The sequence below is a fragment of the Acidovorax sp. M14 genome (assembly GCF_049331375.1).
Taxonomy (GTDB): domain Bacteria; phylum Pseudomonadota; class Gammaproteobacteria; order Burkholderiales; family Burkholderiaceae_C; genus Acidovorax.
This window is the reverse complement of the sequence record NZ_CP186263.1, coordinates 4,454,882-4,472,465: the sequence shown is the minus strand read 5'-3', so window position 1 is coordinate 4,472,465 and position 17,584 is coordinate 4,454,882. Positions and strand designations below refer to the sequence as shown.

Sequence of the window (17,584 nt, the reverse complement as noted above, 5' to 3'; positions counted from 1 at the left end):
AATCGCTATTGATTCGATAGCTGCTTGCGCATGATTCACCTGCGCTTGCGGCCTATTTGGCTTGATTTTCAGGAGTTTCCATGCGCAAAAGCCGCATGGCGCTGGCCGCGGCCAGTGCCTTTCCCATCGTCCTGGGCATCACATGTGCCGGGGCTTCTTCCGCATTCGCCCAGACCGCTGACAGCAATGGCACCAGCACTACCAGCCATGCCCCGGTCAAGGAGCTGGGCGTGGTCACCATCAGCGGTGGCCAGCCCACCTCGCTGCCCACGCAGATCCCCACCACCATCGAGGGCGTGACGCGCGAGCAGATTGAGCATTCGATCAACGCCACCGACAGCGAAGACGCCCTCAAGTACCTGCCCAGCCTGCTGGTGCGCAAGCGCTACATCGGCGACTACAACCACGCCGTGCTGTCCACCCGCGCATCGGGCACGGGCAACCCGGCGCGGTCCATGGTGTTTGCCGATGGCATCTTGCTGAGCAACTACCTGGGCAACGGCCCCACCAACGCGCCGCGCTGGATGCTGGTCACGCCCGAAGAAGTCGAGCGCGTGGACGTGCTCTACGGTCCGTTCTCCGCAGCGTACGCGGGCAACTCGGTGGGCGCGGTGGTGGACTACGTCACGCGCATGCCGACGAAGTTTGAGGCGCACGGGCAGGTCAGCACCCAGCACCAGCCGTTTGACCTGTACAACACCAGCGGCACCTACGGGGGCAAGCTGGTCAGCGCCTCGGTGGGCAACAAAAACGGCGACTGGTCCTGGTTCCTGAACTTCAACAAGACCGACAGCGAAGGCCAGCCGCTCACCTTCCCCACGCGTCTCGTGTCCGCCGGCACCGTGGGCAGTGCGGGCACACCCGTGACGGGCGCCGTACTGGACAACAACCGCAGCAACCAGCCCTGGTATCTGCTGGGCACCGCCACGCAGTACCACACGCAGCAAGACCACATCAAGGCCAAGATCGCCTACGACTTCTCGCCCACGGTGCGGGCCGCCTACACTTTTGGCTGGTGGCACAACGAATCTGAAGGCCGCCCCACCAGCTACCTGCGCGACGCCAATGGCAATGCGGTCTACAGCGGCACGGTCAACATCAACGGCCGCTCGTTTGCCCTCACGCCCACCGACTTCAACGTTTCCAACGAAGACCTCACGCATTTCATGCACGGCCTGTCGGTCAAGAGCCGCACTCAAGGCACGTTCGACTGGGAGGTGGCCGCCAGCCTGTACGACTACCAGACCGACACCCTGCGCGCCGCCACCGTGGCACTGCCCGCGGCGCTGAACGGCGGGGCAGGGCGCATTGTCAACAGCAAGGGCACGGGCTGGAACACCCTGGCCGCCAAGGGCACCTGGCGGCCTGATGGGGTGTTGGGCGCACACATCGTGGACTTTGGCCTGCAGCGCGACAGCTACCAGCTGCGCACCGTGGAGAACACCACGACCAACTGGATCAACGGTGCCGCAGGTGCCCGCAACCAGGCCTTCAATGGCGACACGCAACTGCTGGGCCTGTGGGCGCAAGATACCTGGAAGATCGCGCCAAAGTGGAAGGCCGTGCTGGGTGCCCGCGCCGAGCGCTGGAGTGCCAGCAACGGCCAGACCGGTAACGCCACCACCACGGTGAGCCACCCCGAGCGCAACGAGACCTACGTCTCGCCCAAGGCGGCCGTGGCCTACCAGGCCAGCGACCTTTGGGTGCTCAAGGCATCGACAGGCCGCGCCGTACGCATGCCCACGGTGTCTGAGCTGTACCAGGGCGGCATCAGCGGCAGCGGCACGCTCATCAACAACGACCCCAACCTGCGCCCCGAAAAGAGCTGGACCACCGAGCTGACGGCCGAGCGGGACTTGGGCAACGGTTTGCTGCGCCTGACCGCGTTTTTTGAGCGCACCAAGGACGCGCTGTACTCGCAGACCAACGTGCTCGTCACGCCCAACGTGACCAATGTGCAGAACGTGGACGCGATTCGTACCAAGGGCCTGGAGCTGTCGTACCAGGCTGCCAACGTCTTTGCGCGCGGGCTGGAGCTGGGCAGCAGCCTGACCTGGACGGATTCCAAGATCACGCGCAACGACAAGTTCCCCACCAGCGTAGGGAAGTGGCAGCCACGCATCCCCGAATGGCGCGCCACCGCCGTGGCCACCTACCGGCCGGACGACAAATGGTCGTACACCCTGGGCGCGCGCTACAGCGGCAAGCAATACAGCACGCTCGACAACAGCGACCCCAACGGTTTTGCCTACCAGGGCGCGAGCCGCTACTTCACCACCGATGTGCGCGTGCGCTACCAGATCACCAAAGCGGTCAGCGCCGCCGTGGGCATCGACAACCTGAACAACTACCAGTTCTGGAACTTCCACCCCTACCCACAGCGCAGCTACATGGCTGAGTTGAAGGTCTCCCTCTGAAAGGAATACTTCCCATGTTGTTGAATACTATGAAAAAGATAGCTGCTGCCGCATGTTTGACTAGCGCTACCGCCCTGTTTGGCACTGCATCGGCCCATGTGGTGCTCGAATACCAGGTCGCTCCGGCCGGCGCCAGCTACAAGGCCGCGTTCAAGGTGGGCCACGGCTGCGGCGCATCGCCCACGCGGCAGGTGGTGGTGGACATCCCCGCAGGCATGCGCGGCGCGCGCCCCATGCCCAAGCCGGGCTGGACGCTCGACGTGCAGCGCGACAAGGTGGCCCAGCCGTACACCAGCCATGGCCGCAGCATCACCGAAGACGTGGTGCGCGTGACCTGGACGGCCAAGACCGCAGACGACATGCTGCAGAGCGCCCACTACGACGAGTTCGTGCTGGTCGCCACCGCCCCCGAGCAAGCAGGCACCGTGTACTGGCCTGTGCGCCAGGTCTGCGCCGAAGGCCGCAACGACTGGGTGGATGTGCCCCAGGCGGGCCAGAAGCTGTCAGACCTCAAGTCCCCTGCGGCAGCGCTGGAGATTCTGCCCAGCGGTGGCGCGGCTGCCCACAATCATTGACAGTCGGGCCCAGCCCCTCATCCCCCTCTATCCCTCTTTTATTTGAGCCAACCGAAAGACATTCACCATGAAAACACTGCTTCACACCGCCGCTATCGTTGCTGCACTGCTCAGCGCCCCTGCATGGGCGCAGACCGCCGCCGTCAAGGTCGAAGGCGCCTGGGCCCGCGCCAGCGTGCAGGGCCAGAAGGCCACGGGCGCGTTCATGCGCCTCACGGCCAAGGACGGCGCACGCCTGGTGCGCGCCGAGTCGCCCGCGGCCGGCCTGGCCGAAGTGCACGAGATGAAGATGGAAGGCGACATCATGAAGATGCGCGCCGTGCCCGCGCTGGACCTGCCGGCGGGCAAGACGGTGGAGCTCAAGCCCGGCGGCTACCACGTCATGCTGCTGGACCTGAAGGCGCCGCTGGCCAAGGACAGCACGGTGCCGCTCACCCTGGTGTTCCAGGACGCCAAGGGCGTGGAAAGCACGCTGAACCTGACGGTGCCCGTGGGCACCTCCGCACCCGGCGGCGCCACGGCGGGCAGCATGATGGATGGGCACAAACACTGAGATCCGCGCGGCCGCAGCGCCTTCGCGGGCGCAACGCATTGGAGTAAGCTGTGCCTCCTCAAGAACCTGGAGCAGGTTCCAACGACCCACCTCTCGCGGAGCGGCCATGAGCGACACATCCAACAACTTCGGTTTCGGCAAATTCGTCCCCGGTTTTGACTTTCTGCAAAGCCTGGCCAAGGGGGCGTCCAGCAGCATTCCGCAGTTGCCCAACCTCTCCAACTGGGTGGCCCCCACCATCAGCGTGGAAGAGCTGGAAAAGCGCATTGAAGAGCTGAAGGCCGTGCAGTTCTGGTTGGAGCAGAACTCCCGCGCGCTGGCCGCCACCATCCAGGCGCTGGAGGTGCAGAAGATGACCCTGGCCACGCTCAAGGGCATGAACTTCAGCATGGGCGATGTGGCCAACGCCTTCAAGCTCAAGACCGCCGACACGGTGATGAGTGGCGTGCAAAAGGCCGCCGACACCGTGACCGGCGCCGCCGAGGCCGTGGCTGGCGCGGCGGCCCGCGTCACGGGCCGCGCCGCCGCTGAAGAAGACACCCCGGACGAGGCCGACGCCGAGCCTGCAACGGCTGCCAAGGCCAAGCCCAAAGCCAAGGGCAAGACTGCGGCTGCGGCCGAGCCCGCCGTGGTGGACCCGATGCAGTGGTGGGGGGCGCTCACCAGCCAGTTCCAGCAGATCGCGGCCAACGCCATGAAGGACGCGGCCAAGCAAACCGCCATCGACACCACCAAGAACATGGCTACCGGCCTGGCCAAGGAAGCCCTCAAGACAGCCACCGGCATGGCCAGCCAGTTTGCGGCCAAGGGCATGCAGACCATGCAGGGCGGCGCCAAGCGCGCGGCGGCATCATCCGCAGGCGCCGCAAAAAAGACTGCTGCGGCCAAGAAACCCGCAGCCCGCAAGACCACCACGAAGCCCGCCGCCAAGAAGGCCGGCAGCACCCGCAGCCCGGCTGCCCGCAAGCGAGCGGGCTGACGCCCACGCGGGCGGGCGCGGCAGCACGCAGGCGGCGCCACGTTGGCCTACCTCCCGCCCTGGCACGGAGACCCTCACCATGAAACTCTTTCCCACCGGCCACGCCACCCACCCCCAGTGGCGCATGGCCGCTGCGCTGGTGCTGGCGCAGCTGCGCGCCCAGATGGCGCTGCCCGACTACGCATCGGCTCCCACCCTGGGCCTGCTCTACATCACCGACCACTACGCCAACGAAGCCCAGGCGCTGCTCGACTACCTGAGCGCCGAGCTGCCGGAAGTGACTGACTGGAGCGGCACCGTGGGTGTGGGCGTGTCGGCCAACAATGCCGAATACTTTGATGAGCCCGCGCTGTCGGTCATGCTGCTGGATGTGCCGGCCGACCAGTACCGCGTGTTCTCGGGCGTGGCGCCGCTGCCTGCCCATGCGCCGCACGCCAGCACGGGCTTTGTGGCCCACACCGCGCTGGTGCATGCCGACGGCCACACGCCGGACCTGACCGAACTGCTGGCCGAGATGGCTGCGCGGACTGACACGGGCTATCTGTTTGGCGGCCTCAGTGCCAGCCGCACGGCCAGCGTGCAGTTTGCGGTTGGGGGCGACGGCAACATGGCCGGGCAAGGCGGTGCCAGCGGGGTGTTTGACGGCGGCCTCTCGGGGGTGGCGTTTGGCGCGGGCGTGTCGCTGGTGTCGCGGGTTACGCAGGGCTGCCAGCCCGTGGGCGCGCTGCACACCATCACGGCCGCGCAGGACAACGTGGTGCTCGCGCTCGACGGCGAGCCCGCGCTCGATGTGCTGCTCGACACGCTGCAGGTCTCGCTCGACGGGGGCGACCCGCAGCCCGCGCTGCGCAAGGTGCGCGCCACGCTGGCAGGCCTGGTCAACGCCGGCGAACAACCGCAGGGGCAGCGCCGCACGGGCCACTTTGGCGCCGACACGCGCGTGCGCCATATCCTGGGGCTGGATGGTTCTCGCCGGGGCGTGGCGCTGGCAGACCATGTGGAGCCCGGCATGCACCTGGCGTTCTGCCAGCGCAACGTGGCGGCCGCACGGGCAGACCTCATGCGCATCTGCGCCGAGATCCGCGAGGAACTATCGCCGGAGGAGCTGGAGCCCGCGCCCATGGTGGCGTCCGGCGCGCCAGGGGAACTGGCCGCTGCGCCGGGCGTTGCCGGACATGCTGGAGCGCAACCCCAGACGGGGCGGCGCATTTGCGGCGCGATCTATGTGAGCTGCTCGGGCCGGGGCGGGCCGCATTTTGGCGGGCCCAGCGCCGAGCTGCAGATCGTGCGCCATGCGCTGGGCGATGTGCCACTGGCCGGCTTTTTTGCGGGCGGCGAGATCGCCCACCACCATCTGTACGGCTACACCGGTGTGTTGACCGTGTTTGTGGACGGCGAGCCCTTGCCGTCCTGAGGTAGACGAGGGGAGGGGGCTGGCTGGCGCAGCAGCCCCCGCCATCGTCAACGCCGGTCAGCCCGCGCCGTTCTCGTCGGACTCCGCTTTTTCTTCTGGCGTCAGCCGCGTGGCCAGGATCTTGTCGATGGTCTTGCCATCCATGTCCACCACTTCCAGCTTCCAGTCCTCCCACTGCACGGTGTCGGTCACCTTGGGCAGGCGGCCGGTCAGCAGCATGATCATGCCGCTGAGCGTGTGGTAGCGGCCGCGTTCTTCTTCGGGCACGGCATCCAGGTTCAGGCGGTCTTTCAGCTCGGGCACGGGGATGTGGCCGTCCAGCAGCCAGCTGCCATCCTCACGTTGCAGCGCCCACGAGGTCTCGGGGTCGCGCGGCTGAAACTCGCCGGTGATGGCCTCGATCAGGTCCTGCAGCGTGACGATGCCCTGCACCTCGCCGTATTCGTCGATCACAAACGCCATGTGCACGTCCGACAGGCGGAAGTTGTCCAGCAGCTCCATGCCCGTGATGGTCTCGGGCACATACAGCGCCGTCTGCAGCGGCTGGTCGGCCAGGCCGCCGCGCGCCTTGTCGCGCAGCGTGCGGGACAGCCACTGGCGCGCGTTGATCACGCCCAGGATGTTGTCCATGCCACCGCGCACCACCGGGAAGCGTGCGTGGTCGGACTCTTCGATGCATTTGAGGTTGTCTTCAAACGGAGCATCGATGTCCAGGCACACCACATCACCACGCGGCACCATCAGCGAGCCGATCTGGCGGTCGTCCAGGCGGAACACGTTGCGCACCATGGTGTGCTCGTGCGACTCGATCACACCGGCTGTGGTGCCTTCGACCAGCATGGCGTGGATCTCTTCTTCGGTCACCGGGCTGCCGCTGGTTTCCTTCACGCCCAGCAGGCGCAGCAGGGTGCGCGTGGACGTGGACAGCAGCAGCACAAACGGCTTGGTGGCCAGTGCCAGAAAGTTGATGGGCCGCGCCACTAGGCGCGCAAAGGTCTCGGGGTACGACTGGCCGATGCGCTTGGGCACCAGCTCGCCCACCACGATGGAGAAGTAGGTGATCAGCACCACCACCAGCCCGGTGGCCGCGTAGCCACCGTAGGGCAGCGGCACGCCCAGGCGCTCCAGCCACGATGCCAGCGGCGCTGCCAGGGCGGCTTCGCCCACGATACCGTTCAGCACGCCAATGGACGTGATGCCAATCTGGATGGTGGAGAGGAAACGCGTGGGGTCTTCGCCCAGCTTCACGGCAGCGGCGGCACCGCTATCGCCCTCATCAATCAGCTTTTGCAACCGCACCTTGCGGGCCGTGACCAGAGCGATCTCTGACATGGCAAACAGGCCGTTGAGGAAGATGAGGGCGAACAGTATTGCTATTTCCATACAAAGGGCGCCTTGCGCGCCCTTGGGAGTTGAGAAGCGACCCATTGTAAGGACAGGGGCCCAGTGGCCCCGCGCAGGTTCCTAACCACCCTCTGTGGGCAAGCCGGTCTCGTCCCATTCAGGCAGCCCCCCGCGCAGCCAGTACACCGACTGGAAGCCCCTGGTGATGGCCACCTTGGCGGCCTTGTAGGACTTCCAGCACTCGGCGCCATTGCACGCAAAAATCACCGGCTTGGCCTTGTCCAGCCCTGGCAGCTTGTCCAGCGCCTGGAAGTCGTCCTGCGCCGCATTGAAGGCCACGTCCTTCAGGCTCTTTTCCACGTAGGCCGCAAACACGGCGCCCCGGATGCGCTTGGTCTTGAATTCCTTTTCGGTGCGCGTGTCCACAAGCGTGGCGCCTTGTGCCAGCAGGGTCTGCGCTTCGCGCGCGGTGATGCGGTTCACCCCAGGCAGGCTGGTGGGGGTGAACAGCCCCAGCTCGGCCACGCGGCGGTATTCCACCGCCTCCGGGCGCACCGAGACCAGCGGCAGGCCGCTGGCCGAGGACGATGTGCTGAACCACTGGGCCAGCTTGCTGCGTGCATCCGCTGGCAGGTCTTTCTTGACCACGATGGAGAACCCGCCCGGAACGGGCTGCGACGTGGCCAGCACCCGCGCGATGCCGGGGTGCGCAGCCGACCATTCCGCCCAGTCGTCCTCGCGCACCACGGTGGCATCGGCCGTGCCCAGGGTCAGGGCCGTGAGGCCCGCCTGGGGGAATTTTTCGTACTGCACGGCCCGCAGGTCCTGGAACGACAGCCCCGCTTCGTTCAGCATACCGCGCGCCATGTAGGTGTAGACCGAGTCCTGCTGGGGCAGGTACAGCCGCCGGCCTTTCATGGCGGGCACGGCTGCGATGGGCTGCAGCCCGACCAGCAGGTACTTGTCCGATTTGTGCGTGGCGCCCACCAGTTCGTAGCCACGTTGCAGTGCAGATGCCGCCACTTGCGCCGGCGCAATGAAGATGTCATAGCCCGCGCTGCGGGTGGCTCGCATCACGTCGGCGAGGTCGTCGCTGGTGGTCAGCGCCACAGGCTGGCCCGCCGCCTTCGACAGGCCCGACTCGGCCGAGGTGCGCAGGATGGAATGTGCCGCCTTGCGGGCCGTGGGCTCCACGACCACGATGGCCGTCAGCTGGGCCAGCGCGGTGCTGCAACCCAGCCCCCAGAGCAGGAGCAGCCCGAGTGGTCGCCAGGATCGTTTTCTGATGATGTTCATAGCGCTTTTCCTCTCCCCACAACAAAGCGCGAATATGCCCACGGCCTCCGCACCTGCGTACGAATGTTTCCGATGTTTTGTTCTTGTTACTTCTGCTAACGAAGCCGCACGTGCGGTGTGAGGGGCTGCCGCACAGAATGCGGGCTGGCCCGATGCCCTGCGCTTGCGAGGGGAATCGGGGGCGAAAGGTTTTGTTCACCCCACTCTTTGGAGACGTTCGCATGAAAGATTCGATGACCCTGCCGCGCCGCCACATGCTGGCCGGAAGTGCTGCCGCCTTGAGCGCGCTGGGCCTGGCCGGATGGACGGGCAGTGCGCGGGCCCAGCAGGCCGCAGCGTCTGCGGCCAAGCCGCTGCCCGCCTATGCGGGGTGGAAGTCGCCGGATGCGCTGATCGTGCACAGCAGCAGCACCCTGGAAACGCGGCGCTCCGCGTTCGGCACCAGCGTCATCACGCCGTCCAACCAGCTGTACGTGCGCAACAACCTGCCCGCGCCCGATGCCGCCATCCTGGACAACCGCGACGCGTGGACGGTGTCCATCGAAGGGGTCAAAAGCCCGCGCAGCCTGACCCTGGCCGAGCTCAGGACGCTGGGCGTGGAAACCGTGGCCACCGTGTTGCAGTGCTCGGGCAACGGCCGGGGCTTTTTCCCCAGCAAGCCCAGTGGCACCCCCTGGTCGGTGGGTGCTGCAGGCTGTGTGGTCTGGAGCGGTGTGCCGCTGCGCAACGTGGTGGCGGCCCTCGGCGGCCTGGCCGATGGCGCGGCCTACCTGACCGGCACAGGCGGCGAGAAGCTGCCCGAGGGGGTGGACCCGCTGTCGGTGCTGGTGGAGCGCTCGGTGCCCGTGAAGGCGCTGGACGACGCCCTGCTGGCCTGGGAAATGAATGGCGAGCCGCTGTCGCTCGCACACGGCGGCCCGCTGCGGCTGGTGGTGCCCGGCTACCAGGGCGTGAACAACATCAAGTACGTCAAGCGCGTGGCGTTCACCACCGAACAATCGCAGGCGCGCATCATGTCGCACGGCTACCGCATGTCGCCGCCCGGCTCCAAGGCCAGCCCCGAGCAGCCCTCGGTGTGGGAGATGGGCGTGAAATCCTGGATCAACGGCCCGCTGCCCGACAAGGGCGCCATCAAGCCCGGCCAGGTGCAGGTGCATGGCGTGGCCTTTGGCGGCGCGCGCGGCATCAAAGGCGTGGAGGTGTCGGCCGATGGCGGCAAGACCTGGCAGGCGGCCAAGCTCATCGGCCCCGACCTGGGCCCCTTTGCCTGGCGGCAGTTTGCGCTACCCCTGCGCCTGGAGGCGGGCACCCATGTGCTGGCCAGCCGCGCCACCGACACGGCAGGCAATGTGCAGGCTGAGCAGCGCGAGGAAAACCTGGGCGGTTACAACAACGCCAGCTGGCGCGACCACGCTGTCACCGTGACCGTGGCCTGAGATGGGTGGGAACAACCGAGCGCGCCGCCTTGCAGCGGCGCTGTGGGCCGCTGGCGCCTGTGCGTCGGCTGCGGCCGCCGACCCGGCCGAACTGGCGCGCGGCAAGGAGCTGTTCACCAAGATCCAGCCCGCCTGCGCCGTGTGCCACACGCTGCAGGCTGCGGGTGCTGAAGGTCAGGTCGGACCGGTGCTGGATGAGTTGAAGCCCGACGCGGGCCGCGTGTTGCGCGCGCTCAAGGCGGGCATCGGTGTAATGCCCTCGTATGCCGAGCGCATGAGCGAGAAGGACATGTTGGCCGTGGCGCAGTTTGTGGCGCACGCCACGGGCGCGGCCAAGTAGGCGCAGCCTCTCGCGGCGGTTGCAGCAGCCTTGCCTCGCTGCAACCGCGCGCTGCTTCAGGCTGCCGTGCGCGACGGCACCAGCGCCGCCCCGGCTGCGCGCCCCTGCAAGCCCTGGAACGCAAAGTCCACCTCGGGCACGCGGCCGCTCACGATGTCGGCCAACGCCTTGCCCGAGCCGCAGGCATGCGTCCAGCCCAGTGTGCCGTGGCCGGTGTTGAGGAACAGGTTGCCCACCTTCGTCTTGCCGATCAGCGGTACGTTGCTGGGCGTGGCGGGGCGCAGGCCGCTCCAGAACTGCGCCTGGGTCGCGTCGCCCGCGCCGGGGAAGAGCTGCTCCACACGCCGCACGATGGCCTCGCAGCGCACCTGGTTCAGGTGGCGGTCATAGCCGTTCAGCTCGGCCGTGCCTGCAATGCGCAGACGGTCGCCGCCGCGTTCGCTGGTGTAGCGCGAGAACACGAGCTTGAACTCGTCGTCCGTCAGGCTCACCTGGTGTGCCTTGCTGGCGTCCTTGACCGGCATGGTCACCGAGTAGCCCTTGGCCGGGTAGATGGGCAGCTGGATGCCCAGCGGCTGCGCCAGCAGCGGGCTGAACGAGCCCATGGCCAGCACAAACGCATCGCCGCGCACGCGCTCGAAGCGGCCTTCGGCATTGGTCACTTCCACGTGGTCGATGCGGCCGCCTGCCTCGCGCAGCGCGGTGATGTGGTGGCCCATGCGGAACTGCACGCCCGCCGCCTCGCACAGCTTGGCCAGCTCGCGCGTGAACTGGTTGGCGTCGCCGGATTCGTCCTCGGCCGTGTAGGTGGCGCCCGCGAGTTGTGGGCGTATGTGGGCCAGGGCAGGCTCGATGCGCACGGCCTCGTCGGCGCTGATGACCTGGCGCTCGCAGCCCAGCGCGCGCATCTGCTCGGCCGGGGCCAGCGCGCCGTCGAATTCTTTTGGGTTGGTATAGAAGTGCAGGATGCCTTGTGTGCGCTGGTCGTACTGGATGCCGGTGGCCGCGCGCAGCTGCTGCAGCGTGTCGCGGCTGTAGGTGCCCAGGCGCACGATCTGTTCGATGTTGTGGCGCGTGCGTGCGGGCGTGCAGTTGCGCAGGAAGGACAGGCCCCACAGCCATTGCCGCATGTCGGCGCGCAGGCGGAACAGCAGGGGTGCATCCTCTTTGCCCAGCCACTGCAGCACCTTGAGCGGCGCGCTGGGGTTGGCCCAGGGTTCGGCGTGGCTCACCGAGATCTGACCGCCGTTGGCAAAGCTGGTCTCTGCACCGGGCGCACCCTGGCGGTCGATGACGGTCACCTCGTGGCCGAGTTGCGAAAGGAAATAAGCCGAAGTCACGCCGAGCAAGCCGGCGCCCAAAACGATCACGCGCATGATTTTCAAAGCCTTTCTGGGCTCTGGCGCTAGAACAACATGCGCTGGCAGCTATGAATTCAATAGCGTGCAGCTGGCGCATGAATGCCCTAGCTGCCGCTCCCCCTGTCCTTGGTACCTGAGAGATTCACCGCCACCCACCCGGGCTGCGGCTTGCTCCTTCGGTGCGCTTCGCGTTGCGCGAGGCGGCTCTCCAGACGGCTTTGATGAATGGTGCAGTACGGGACCTGAGCGTGTATGGGAGTTTGCGCCTTCGGTGCAGCGGCGGCCTGTGGCTGCCGTGCTCTCCTGCGAGGCCGATTCTAGGGGCCAAGCCTGCGCGCGAGATCGACTCCGGCTGCTAATGGGGCGCAATCGTTGCTGATGCAGCGGCGCGGGGCCGCTGGTGAAGGTGCCGATAATCCGCCGACCCCTTGTCCCACTGAGAGTTTTGCCATGCCCCCCGCCACTTTGGACCCTGTCGCCAGCGCCGCCATCATCACCCGGGCCCGGGAGGGGCGCACCCCCCGCCCGCTGGACTTTCCCGCAGGGCTTCGCCCACGCGATGCCGCCGAGGCCTACGCGGTGCAGGACGCCGTGGTGCGTGCGCGCGGGGAGATCGCAGGCTGGAAGGTCGGCGCCGCGTCGCCCCAGGCGCAACCCGCGCGGGCCGCTCTCGCGCGCGATTCGGTGTGGGTGGCCGCAGCGGGTGAGGCGGTTGCTCTGTCTGCCGCGGGTTTTGCCGTGATGGGCGTGGAGGCGGAGCTGGTGTACGAACTGGGGGCTGACCTGCCCGCCCGCGCCACCCCCTACAGCGCCGCCGAGGTGTTGGCGGCGGTGGTGTCGGTGCGCGCCGCCATTGAGGTGTGCGACACGCGCTTTGCTGCCTGGGCGCAACAGGGCGAGTGGAGCCGCCTGGCCGACCAGGCCTGCCACGGGGCGTTGATCGTGGGGGCTGGGGTGACCGATGTCGCTGCCGTGCAGCCCCTGGCGCAAGCGGTGACCTTGTCGGTGAACGGGGCCGTGGCCGTGCAACATGCCACCTGGGGCAACCCGGCGGGCGACCCGCTGCGCCTGCTGGTGTGGCTCGCCAACGAAGGCGCGCGCAGCCTGGGCGGACTGCGCGCGGGGCACTGGGTCACCACCGGGTCATGCACCGGCACCGTGCTGGTGGCGCCGGGGGCCGAGGTGGTGGCCGACTTTCCAGGGCTGGGGCAGGCGGTGTTGCACCTGCCATAAAGGCACAGGGCCTGGCGCCCTGGCTAGCCAGCGGAGCGTCGATCAACGATCAGTTGCGGCGCGGGTTGTCCGGCTGGTGGTCGCGGCGGTTGGGCACGCCGTCGCCGTCACGGTCGCGGTCATTGCGGTTGGCAATGCCGTCGCCATCGCGGTCCCAGCCGCCCCGGTGCAGTTCCCAGCGCCCGTCGCGCTGCTCCCACTGGGGTGTGCGATAGCGGTAGCCTGGCCGCACCTTTTCAAAGTGGCCTGCCACCCACACATGGCGGTGGCCCCGCCAGTCCCAGTAGCCAGGCACCCACACCTGTCCCTTGCGGGCGTGCGGAACGGCTTCGCGGCGGGGTGGCGGGGGTGCCGGGATGACGATGCCCTGCTGTGGGCCCGACTGCACGATGACAGTGGCTTGCGTGGCGGCCTGGGCCGGTGTGATGGCCCCTGTCAGCGCCGTCAGCGCTGTCACGGACAGGGCCGCTGCAGTGAAGGTGTTGCGCAAGAAAGTGGCGTGGGTCATGGTGAACTCCTTGTCGTGTCTGGCCGACCGCAGGCACTGCCTGCGTCGGGCCGGGTGTTGCGTCTGTGGCCTCATCGTGGCCGGTGGGTGGTGGCGCGTCTGTCAGTCGGACTGCCCATTGCCTGTCGGCGCGCGCAGCGGTCCCACCGGGGTGGATCAGCGGCGGTAGGGGTTGTCCGGGCGCTGGTCGTAGCGGTTGGGCACGCCGTCTCCGTCACGGTCCCGGTCGCGGCGGTTGGGGATGCCATCGCCATCACGGTCCCAGCCGCCGGGCTGCATGTTCCAGCGGCCGCCGTGTTCCACCCAGCGGGGCTCGCGGTAGTGGTAGCCGGGGCGGGCCTTCACCCAGTAGCCCTGCATCCACACATGGCGGTGGCCACGCCATTCCCAGTGGCCGGGCACCCACACCATGCCGCGGCGCGGGTGCGGCGCCACCTCGTAGCGGGGTGGGGGCGGCGCCTGGTACTGCACGCGCACCGGGGCGGGTTGCTGGTAGACGGGCGTACCTGCCTGGATGACAACGGTGGCGCTGGTCTGCGCCTGCGCCGCGCTCGCGGCGCCCAGCGACAGCAGGGCGATGGACACAGCGGCAAGTGCTTTGCGGGCCATAAGGTTCTCCTCAGATGTGATTCCTTGCGGAACCGGAGACTTCATGGTGCGCACGCTGCGTCAAGCCGGTGTAGGTCAATTGCGAAGCTTTGTGAAGTTGTGTTGCCGACTTCGGAGGCAAACGGTTGCCGTGTGATTTTTGTCACGCCTGCTCAGGCATCCGGCGTCGGCGTCTCCCATCTATCCGCCCGCGATGGCTTGCTTCAGCGCCACCACACCAGCGTCGCAATCACCAGCAACGCGCACCACGCCGGGTGTCTGCCATGCGTGGCAAAGAACACCAGCATGCCACTGGCCAGGGTGGCAATGCCCACGGCGTCGGCGGCCCAGGCGCCCAGGGCCGCGTCCCAAGGTGCGGTGCCCAGGCGCCAGAGCAGGGCGCTCAGTGCCCAGCACAGTACCGAGGCCACATGCCAGGTGCCCCACAGAATGCGCAGGTGCGGGGTGTGCAGCAACTGCTGCGCCGTGCCAACCTCCGCGCGCCCCGCCGTCTGGCGGCCCTGCGTGCGCAGCCTGCGGAACAGCAGAAGTTCTCCCAGCACCGAATTTGCCACCCCCACCAGGGTCAGCCCGGCGGCTGCCAGGGTCAGCGCGGTGTTCGCGGTGTTTGTCATGGGTGAACGGCCAGTGCCTTGTGGGCGCGGGTGTGCACCCGGGCACCCAGCTGCGTCAGCAGGTGCATCAGCCCCATCCACATGCGCTCGAACGCGGGCATCTCGCCGGGGATCTGGGCGAGGTGCTGCCCCAACACGCGCTGGTGCTGGCTGGGGGTGATGGGCGGCGGTGTCTTGGTGCCAAAGTCAAACACCGGCTGGGTGAAGGGCTCGATCTGCCAGGCCTGCATCTCGGCCAGCGCGGGGGCGAGTTCAGTGGTGTAGGCCTGCACGGTCAGGTCCTTGTGCAAGAGCCCCAGCGCCTGGTAGGCCTGCAGCACCTGTGCATTGCGCGTGGGGTCGGTAGGGGCGCGCAGCAGGGCAGACCATGCCTGCACCACCTGCGCACGGAATGCGCTGGGCAGGGCGCGCGTGCAGCCAAAGTCCAGCACACCCACCGTGCCATCGGGCGCGAACAGAAAGTTGCCCGGGTGCGGGTCGGCATGTACCCGCCCCAGCACAAAGATGCAGTGCATGAACCAGTCCCACAGGTGCTGCCCGGCCTGGTCGCGCAGTGCCTGCGGTGGCTGTGTGGCCAGCCAAGCTTGCAACGGCAGCCCGGGCACAAACTGCTGCGTGAGCACCTGGGCGCGCGTGTGCGAGAGGATGGGCTGCGCCATCACCACGCCCGGCTGCGCGGCATGCTGGGCAAACCATTGCAGCTGTTCGGCCTCCTGCAGGTAGTCCACTTCGCGCAGCAGGGTGGCCTCGATCTCGGTCATCACGCTGTCCAGCACGGCATCGGTGGGCAGCGGCATGTCGGTGTGGGCCAGGGCGCGCAGCGCGGCGCGCATCAGCTGCATGTCGCTGGCGATGGTGGCGGCAATGCCGGGGTACTGCACCTTCACGGCCACCATGCCGTGGCCTGCGAGCTGCGCGCGGTGCACCTGGCCCAGGCTGGCGGCGGCAAACGCGGTGGGCTCGAACTGCTCGAACAGCGCCTCGGGCTCTTGTCCGAAGGCCTGGCGGAACACGCGTCCCACCAGCGCGCGGTTGAGCGGCGGGGCCTGGTGGTGGGCGCGTGCCAGTTCGCTGCGCACGCCGTCGGGCAGCAGGCCCGGGTGCATGCTGAGTAGCTGCGACACCTTGAGCGCCGAGCCCCGCAGCTGCCCCAGCGCGCCAAACAGGATGCGGCCCAGCGCGGCCTCGTGCTCGGCCTGCGCCTGGGCCGAGCGCTTGCGCGTGCGGTGTCCCAGCTCGGCCATGCCGATGCGCGCAGCCGCGAGCCCCGTGATGGCGCTGCGCGCCAGCTTGCCGGTGCGGGGTGCGTTTGCGTCAGTTTGGGCCATGGTCTGCCAGGCGCTGCGCCGTGCCGCGTGCAATCACGCGGTGGATCGGCGTGATCACCGCCATGTACGCATGGCCCAGCGTGTTGTGGATGTGCACCACCGTGCTCAGCACCACGCGGGGCGCGGTGCCGGGGGCGGCGGGCTGTTTGCAGATGGACACCTGCACGTCCAGGTGCTTGTCGTCCTGGCCCATCACCACCTCGGTGTCGCTCAGGTGTCGAATGCGGAAGATGCCCACGCGGTCGCCCACGCGGTAGCTGCGCGCGTCGTGCAGGGATCGGCCACTGGCGGGCGGGTGGCCGTCATCCAGCTGGCCCAGGTCCTTCAGGCCCACCAGGCGCACGGCCTTGTTGCGCACGAACATGAGGGCGCGTGTCCACGCCGGGGTGCGGGCCGCCACGTCCAGCCACGACTGCAGGGCTGAGCGCGCGGGGTGCCGGTCGGCCACTTCGTAGGCATCAAAAAAATCGGCCCCGGGCAGCGTGGCGTGGATGGCCGTGCCGGGCGGCACCTGGGTTGCGCGCGCGGTGGTGGGGGCGGCGAGGGCAGAGGACGCATTCATGGGGCGCTCTTTCTTTTGCGGGGCGTGGCGGGGCGCGGGGCGGTGGGGGCCTCCGTGAGGCCGGTGGCCGCCCGGGGTTTGCGGGGTGCACGCGCAGGCTGCGCAGTTTTGGGGGCGAGGCCTTCGGCCGCTGCCTTACCGGCAGGGGGCTGCGATGTCCGTGCTGCGGGCGCGCTGGCCATGGCCTGCTGGGCCATGTGCAGCATGCCCATCAGGCCGCTGCCGTGTTGCACCATGCGGGCCATCTGGCTGCGCAGCACAAAGCCGCCCAGTTGCAGCACACGGTTGACCAGCCCGCCGCGCAGCGCCTGCACCAGCACGCCCAGCGACAGGTCCACCAGTTGTGTGGTGTCGGCAAATTCGTCGGAGGTGTCGGCCAGCCAGTAGCTCACCACGCCTGCGAGGTAGTCGGTGTAAAGGCTGCCTGCCAGGCCCTTGAAGTCGCAGGGCTCGATCTCGTCGCTGGCCTCGGCCGCCTCCAGAAAGCTTGCCACCGCCTCGCGCAGGCTCTGGCGCGCAGCCAGCGGCTCGGCCAGCATCGACAGCGGCGAGCGCCGCGCCAGACCGCGCACCTGGGCCACGAACTCGCGGTCGGCCAGCAGGCGCTCCAGCACGGCATCGGTCAGGCGCTGCAGCTTTTCTTGCAGAGCGTAGCCCGCAAAGCCCGGTGTCTGCAGCGTGTCGGCCAGCGCCTGGTGGGCCACATCGTCCAGGTAGCCCAGCACGATGCGGTCCTTGGTGGGGAAGTATTTGTAGATCGTGGCGTCGCCAATGCCGGCGGCGCGGGCGATGTCTTTCATCGTCGTGCCGTCAAAGCCCTGGCGGGTCATGAGGTCCACCGCGCTGGCCACGATCTGGCGGCGCGTGGCGTCTTGCTGCTGGCGGGTGGTTTTCATTTGACTATTCTTAAATTGATTGATTTTTCAATTTAAAGAATAGTTATTTCTGTTTATGGCGTCAAGCCACCTCTTGGCAGGCGCAAGCAGGGGTTTTGAAGCGTTTTTAACCTCAAGTG

Annotated in this window: 17 protein-coding genes and 1 riboswitch; of the genes, 8 read left to right on the top strand and 9 right to left on the bottom strand. The window is 67.8% G+C overall.

The features are described 5' to 3' along the window. Positions 1 to 80: 80 nt before the first annotated feature. The 5 genes from ACOYR4_RS20855 (at position 81) to ACOYR4_RS20835 (ending at position 5,938) form a co-directional block, all read left to right on the top strand. Positions 81 to 2,417: a TonB-dependent receptor gene (locus ACOYR4_RS20855; protein ID WP_422847915.1), complete on the top strand. Its 2,337-nt coding sequence runs from the start codon at positions 81 to 83 to the stop codon at positions 2,415 to 2,417. Between the two features lie 14 nt (positions 2,418 to 2,431). Further along, entirely contained in the window at positions 2,432 to 2,992 is a 561-nt protein-coding gene (locus tag ACOYR4_RS20850; RefSeq protein WP_422847914.1) for a YcnI family protein, read from the top strand. A gap of 67 nt (positions 2,993 to 3,059) precedes the next feature. Then, a complete protein-coding gene (locus ACOYR4_RS20845; RefSeq protein ID WP_309828535.1) occupies positions 3,060 to 3,545 on the top strand; it encodes a copper chaperone PCu(A)C in 486 nt (161 codons plus the stop codon). 106 nt (positions 3,546 to 3,651) lie between these two features. Continuing rightward, complete coding sequence (locus ACOYR4_RS20840) at positions 3,652 to 4,524, top strand: PhaM family polyhydroxyalkanoate granule multifunctional regulatory protein (RefSeq protein WP_422847913.1); 873 nt, start codon at positions 3,652 to 3,654, stop codon at positions 4,522 to 4,524. A gap of 79 nt (positions 4,525 to 4,603) precedes the next feature. Beyond that, positions 4,604 to 5,938, top strand: coding sequence for an FIST signal transduction protein (locus ACOYR4_RS20835; protein WP_422847912.1), 1,335 nt, complete (start codon positions 4,604 to 4,606; stop codon positions 5,936 to 5,938). Positions 5,939 to 5,995: 57 nt separating this feature from the next. Here the strand turns inward: ACOYR4_RS20835 and ACOYR4_RS20830 are convergent, their stop codons facing one another. Continuing rightward, positions 5,996 to 7,321 carry a hemolysin family protein gene (locus ACOYR4_RS20830; protein ID WP_015015997.1) on the bottom strand — a complete coding sequence of 442 codons (1,326 nt, stop codon included), beginning with the start codon at positions 7,319 to 7,321 and terminating at the stop codon, positions 5,996 to 5,998. 81 nt (positions 7,322 to 7,402) lie between these two features. Continuing rightward, the gene (locus ACOYR4_RS20825) at positions 7,403 to 8,578 is read right to left on the bottom strand and encodes a rhodanese-like domain-containing protein (protein ID WP_422847911.1); all 1,176 of its coding nucleotides are present in this window, start codon (positions 8,576 to 8,578) and stop codon (positions 7,403 to 7,405) included. Between the two features lie 221 nt (positions 8,579 to 8,799). On the opposite strand from ACOYR4_RS20825, the gene ACOYR4_RS20820 reads away from it, so the two are divergent. Both ACOYR4_RS20820 and ACOYR4_RS20815 read left to right on the top strand, forming a co-directional pair. After that, positions 8,800 to 10,014, top strand: coding sequence for a sulfite oxidase (locus ACOYR4_RS20820; protein ID WP_422847910.1), 1,215 nt, complete (start codon positions 8,800 to 8,802; stop codon positions 10,012 to 10,014). Between the two features lies 1 nt (position 10,015). After that, positions 10,016 to 10,354, top strand: coding sequence for a c-type cytochrome (locus ACOYR4_RS20815; protein WP_422847909.1), 339 nt, complete (start codon positions 10,016 to 10,018; stop codon positions 10,352 to 10,354). A 56-nt stretch (positions 10,355 to 10,410) separates the two neighbouring features. Here ACOYR4_RS20815 and ACOYR4_RS20810 read toward each other — a convergent pair whose 3' ends face one another. Then, positions 10,411 to 11,730, bottom strand: coding sequence for a D-amino acid dehydrogenase (locus ACOYR4_RS20810; protein ID WP_422847908.1), 1,320 nt, complete (start codon positions 11,728 to 11,730; stop codon positions 10,411 to 10,413). Positions 11,731 to 11,825: 95 nt separating this feature from the next. Then, positions 11,826 to 11,937, bottom strand: a riboswitch (glycine riboswitch). A 228-nt stretch (positions 11,938 to 12,165) separates the two neighbouring features. Between ACOYR4_RS20810 and ACOYR4_RS20805 the strand changes: the two genes are divergently transcribed. Beyond that, positions 12,166 to 12,948 carry a 2-keto-4-pentenoate hydratase gene (locus ACOYR4_RS20805; RefSeq protein ID WP_209820532.1) on the top strand — a complete coding sequence of 261 codons (783 nt, stop codon included), beginning with the start codon at positions 12,166 to 12,168 and terminating at the stop codon, positions 12,946 to 12,948. 49 nt (positions 12,949 to 12,997) lie between these two features. On the opposite strand, the gene ACOYR4_RS20800 is transcribed toward ACOYR4_RS20805, so the two are convergent. The 6 genes from ACOYR4_RS20800 to ACOYR4_RS20775 all read right to left on the bottom strand — a co-directional run bounded on the left by ACOYR4_RS20800 (position 12,998) and on the right by ACOYR4_RS20775 (position 17,465). Beyond that, positions 12,998 to 13,456, bottom strand: coding sequence for a thrombospondin type 3 repeat-containing protein (locus ACOYR4_RS20800; RefSeq protein WP_209820533.1), 459 nt, complete (start codon positions 13,454 to 13,456; stop codon positions 12,998 to 13,000). 156 nt (positions 13,457 to 13,612) lie between these two features. Next, entirely contained in the window at positions 13,613 to 14,065 is a 453-nt protein-coding gene (locus ACOYR4_RS20795; protein WP_015015990.1) for a YXWGXW repeat-containing protein, read from the bottom strand. Positions 14,066 to 14,268: 203 nt separating this feature from the next. Beyond that, on the bottom strand, positions 14,269 to 14,679 hold the full coding sequence (locus ACOYR4_RS20790; protein ID WP_422847907.1) for a hypothetical protein: 411 nt from the start codon (positions 14,677 to 14,679) through the stop codon (positions 14,269 to 14,271). Beyond that, positions 14,676 to 16,007, bottom strand: a complete 1,332-nt coding sequence (locus ACOYR4_RS20785; RefSeq protein WP_422847906.1) for an ABC1 kinase family protein — start codon at positions 16,005 to 16,007, stop codon at positions 14,676 to 14,678. Before ACOYR4_RS20785 ends, ACOYR4_RS20790 begins: the two co-directional genes overlap by 4 nt. Next, positions 15,994 to 16,569 (bottom strand): DUF2867 domain-containing protein, encoded by a 576-nt coding sequence (locus ACOYR4_RS20780; protein WP_422847905.1) that lies wholly within the window; start codon positions 16,567 to 16,569, stop codon positions 15,994 to 15,996. Before ACOYR4_RS20780 ends, ACOYR4_RS20785 begins: the two co-directional genes overlap by 14 nt. Beyond that, positions 16,566 to 17,465 carry a TetR family transcriptional regulator gene (locus ACOYR4_RS20775; protein ID WP_422847904.1) on the bottom strand — a complete coding sequence of 300 codons (900 nt, stop codon included), beginning with the start codon at positions 17,463 to 17,465 and terminating at the stop codon, positions 16,566 to 16,568. Before ACOYR4_RS20775 ends, ACOYR4_RS20780 begins: the two co-directional genes overlap by 4 nt. Between the last annotated feature and the right edge of the window lie 119 nt (positions 17,466 to 17,584).

What these genes read in the sequence shown, in the direction of transcription:
- ACOYR4_RS20855 (WP_422847915.1), top strand. Translation starts at nt 81, where the DNA reads ATGCGCAAAAGCCGCATGGCGCTGGCCGCGGCCAGTGCCTTTCCCATC.
- ACOYR4_RS20850 (WP_422847914.1), top strand. Translation starts at nt 2,432, where the DNA reads ATGTTGTTGAATACTATGAAAAAGATAGCTGCTGCCGCATGTTTGACT.
- ACOYR4_RS20845 (WP_309828535.1), top strand. Translation starts at nt 3,060, where the DNA reads ATGAAAACACTGCTTCACACCGCCGCTATCGTTGCTGCACTGCTCAGC.
- ACOYR4_RS20840 (WP_422847913.1), top strand. Translation starts at nt 3,652, where the DNA reads ATGAGCGACACATCCAACAACTTCGGTTTCGGCAAATTCGTCCCCGGT.
- ACOYR4_RS20835 (WP_422847912.1), top strand. Translation starts at nt 4,604, where the DNA reads ATGAAACTCTTTCCCACCGGCCACGCCACCCACCCCCAGTGGCGCATG.
- ACOYR4_RS20830 (WP_015015997.1), bottom strand. Translation starts at nt 7,321, where the DNA reads ATGGAAATAGCAATACTGTTCGCCCTCATCTTCCTCAACGGCCTGTTT.
- ACOYR4_RS20825 (WP_422847911.1), bottom strand. Translation starts at nt 8,578, where the DNA reads ATGAACATCATCAGAAAACGATCCTGGCGACCACTCGGGCTGCTCCTG.
- ACOYR4_RS20820 (WP_422847910.1), top strand. Translation starts at nt 8,800, where the DNA reads ATGAAAGATTCGATGACCCTGCCGCGCCGCCACATGCTGGCCGGAAGT.
- ACOYR4_RS20815 (WP_422847909.1), top strand. Translation starts at nt 10,016, where the DNA reads ATGGGTGGGAACAACCGAGCGCGCCGCCTTGCAGCGGCGCTGTGGGCC.
- ACOYR4_RS20810 (WP_422847908.1), bottom strand. Translation starts at nt 11,730, where the DNA reads ATGCGCGTGATCGTTTTGGGCGCCGGCTTGCTCGGCGTGACTTCGGCT.
- ACOYR4_RS20805 (WP_209820532.1), top strand. Translation starts at nt 12,166, where the DNA reads ATGCCCCCCGCCACTTTGGACCCTGTCGCCAGCGCCGCCATCATCACC.
- ACOYR4_RS20800 (WP_209820533.1), bottom strand. Translation starts at nt 13,456, where the DNA reads ATGACCCACGCCACTTTCTTGCGCAACACCTTCACTGCAGCGGCCCTG.
- ACOYR4_RS20795 (WP_015015990.1), bottom strand. Translation starts at nt 14,065, where the DNA reads ATGGCCCGCAAAGCACTTGCCGCTGTGTCCATCGCCCTGCTGTCGCTG.
- ACOYR4_RS20790 (WP_422847907.1), bottom strand. Translation starts at nt 14,679, where the DNA reads ATGACAAACACCGCGAACACCGCGCTGACCCTGGCAGCCGCCGGGCTG.
- ACOYR4_RS20785 (WP_422847906.1), bottom strand. Translation starts at nt 16,007, where the DNA reads ATGGCCCAAACTGACGCAAACGCACCCCGCACCGGCAAGCTGGCGCGC.
- ACOYR4_RS20780 (WP_422847905.1), bottom strand. Translation starts at nt 16,569, where the DNA reads ATGAATGCGTCCTCTGCCCTCGCCGCCCCCACCACCGCGCGCGCAACC.
- ACOYR4_RS20775 (WP_422847904.1), bottom strand. Translation starts at nt 17,465, where the DNA reads ATGAAAACCACCCGCCAGCAGCAAGACGCCACGCGCCGCCAGATCGTG.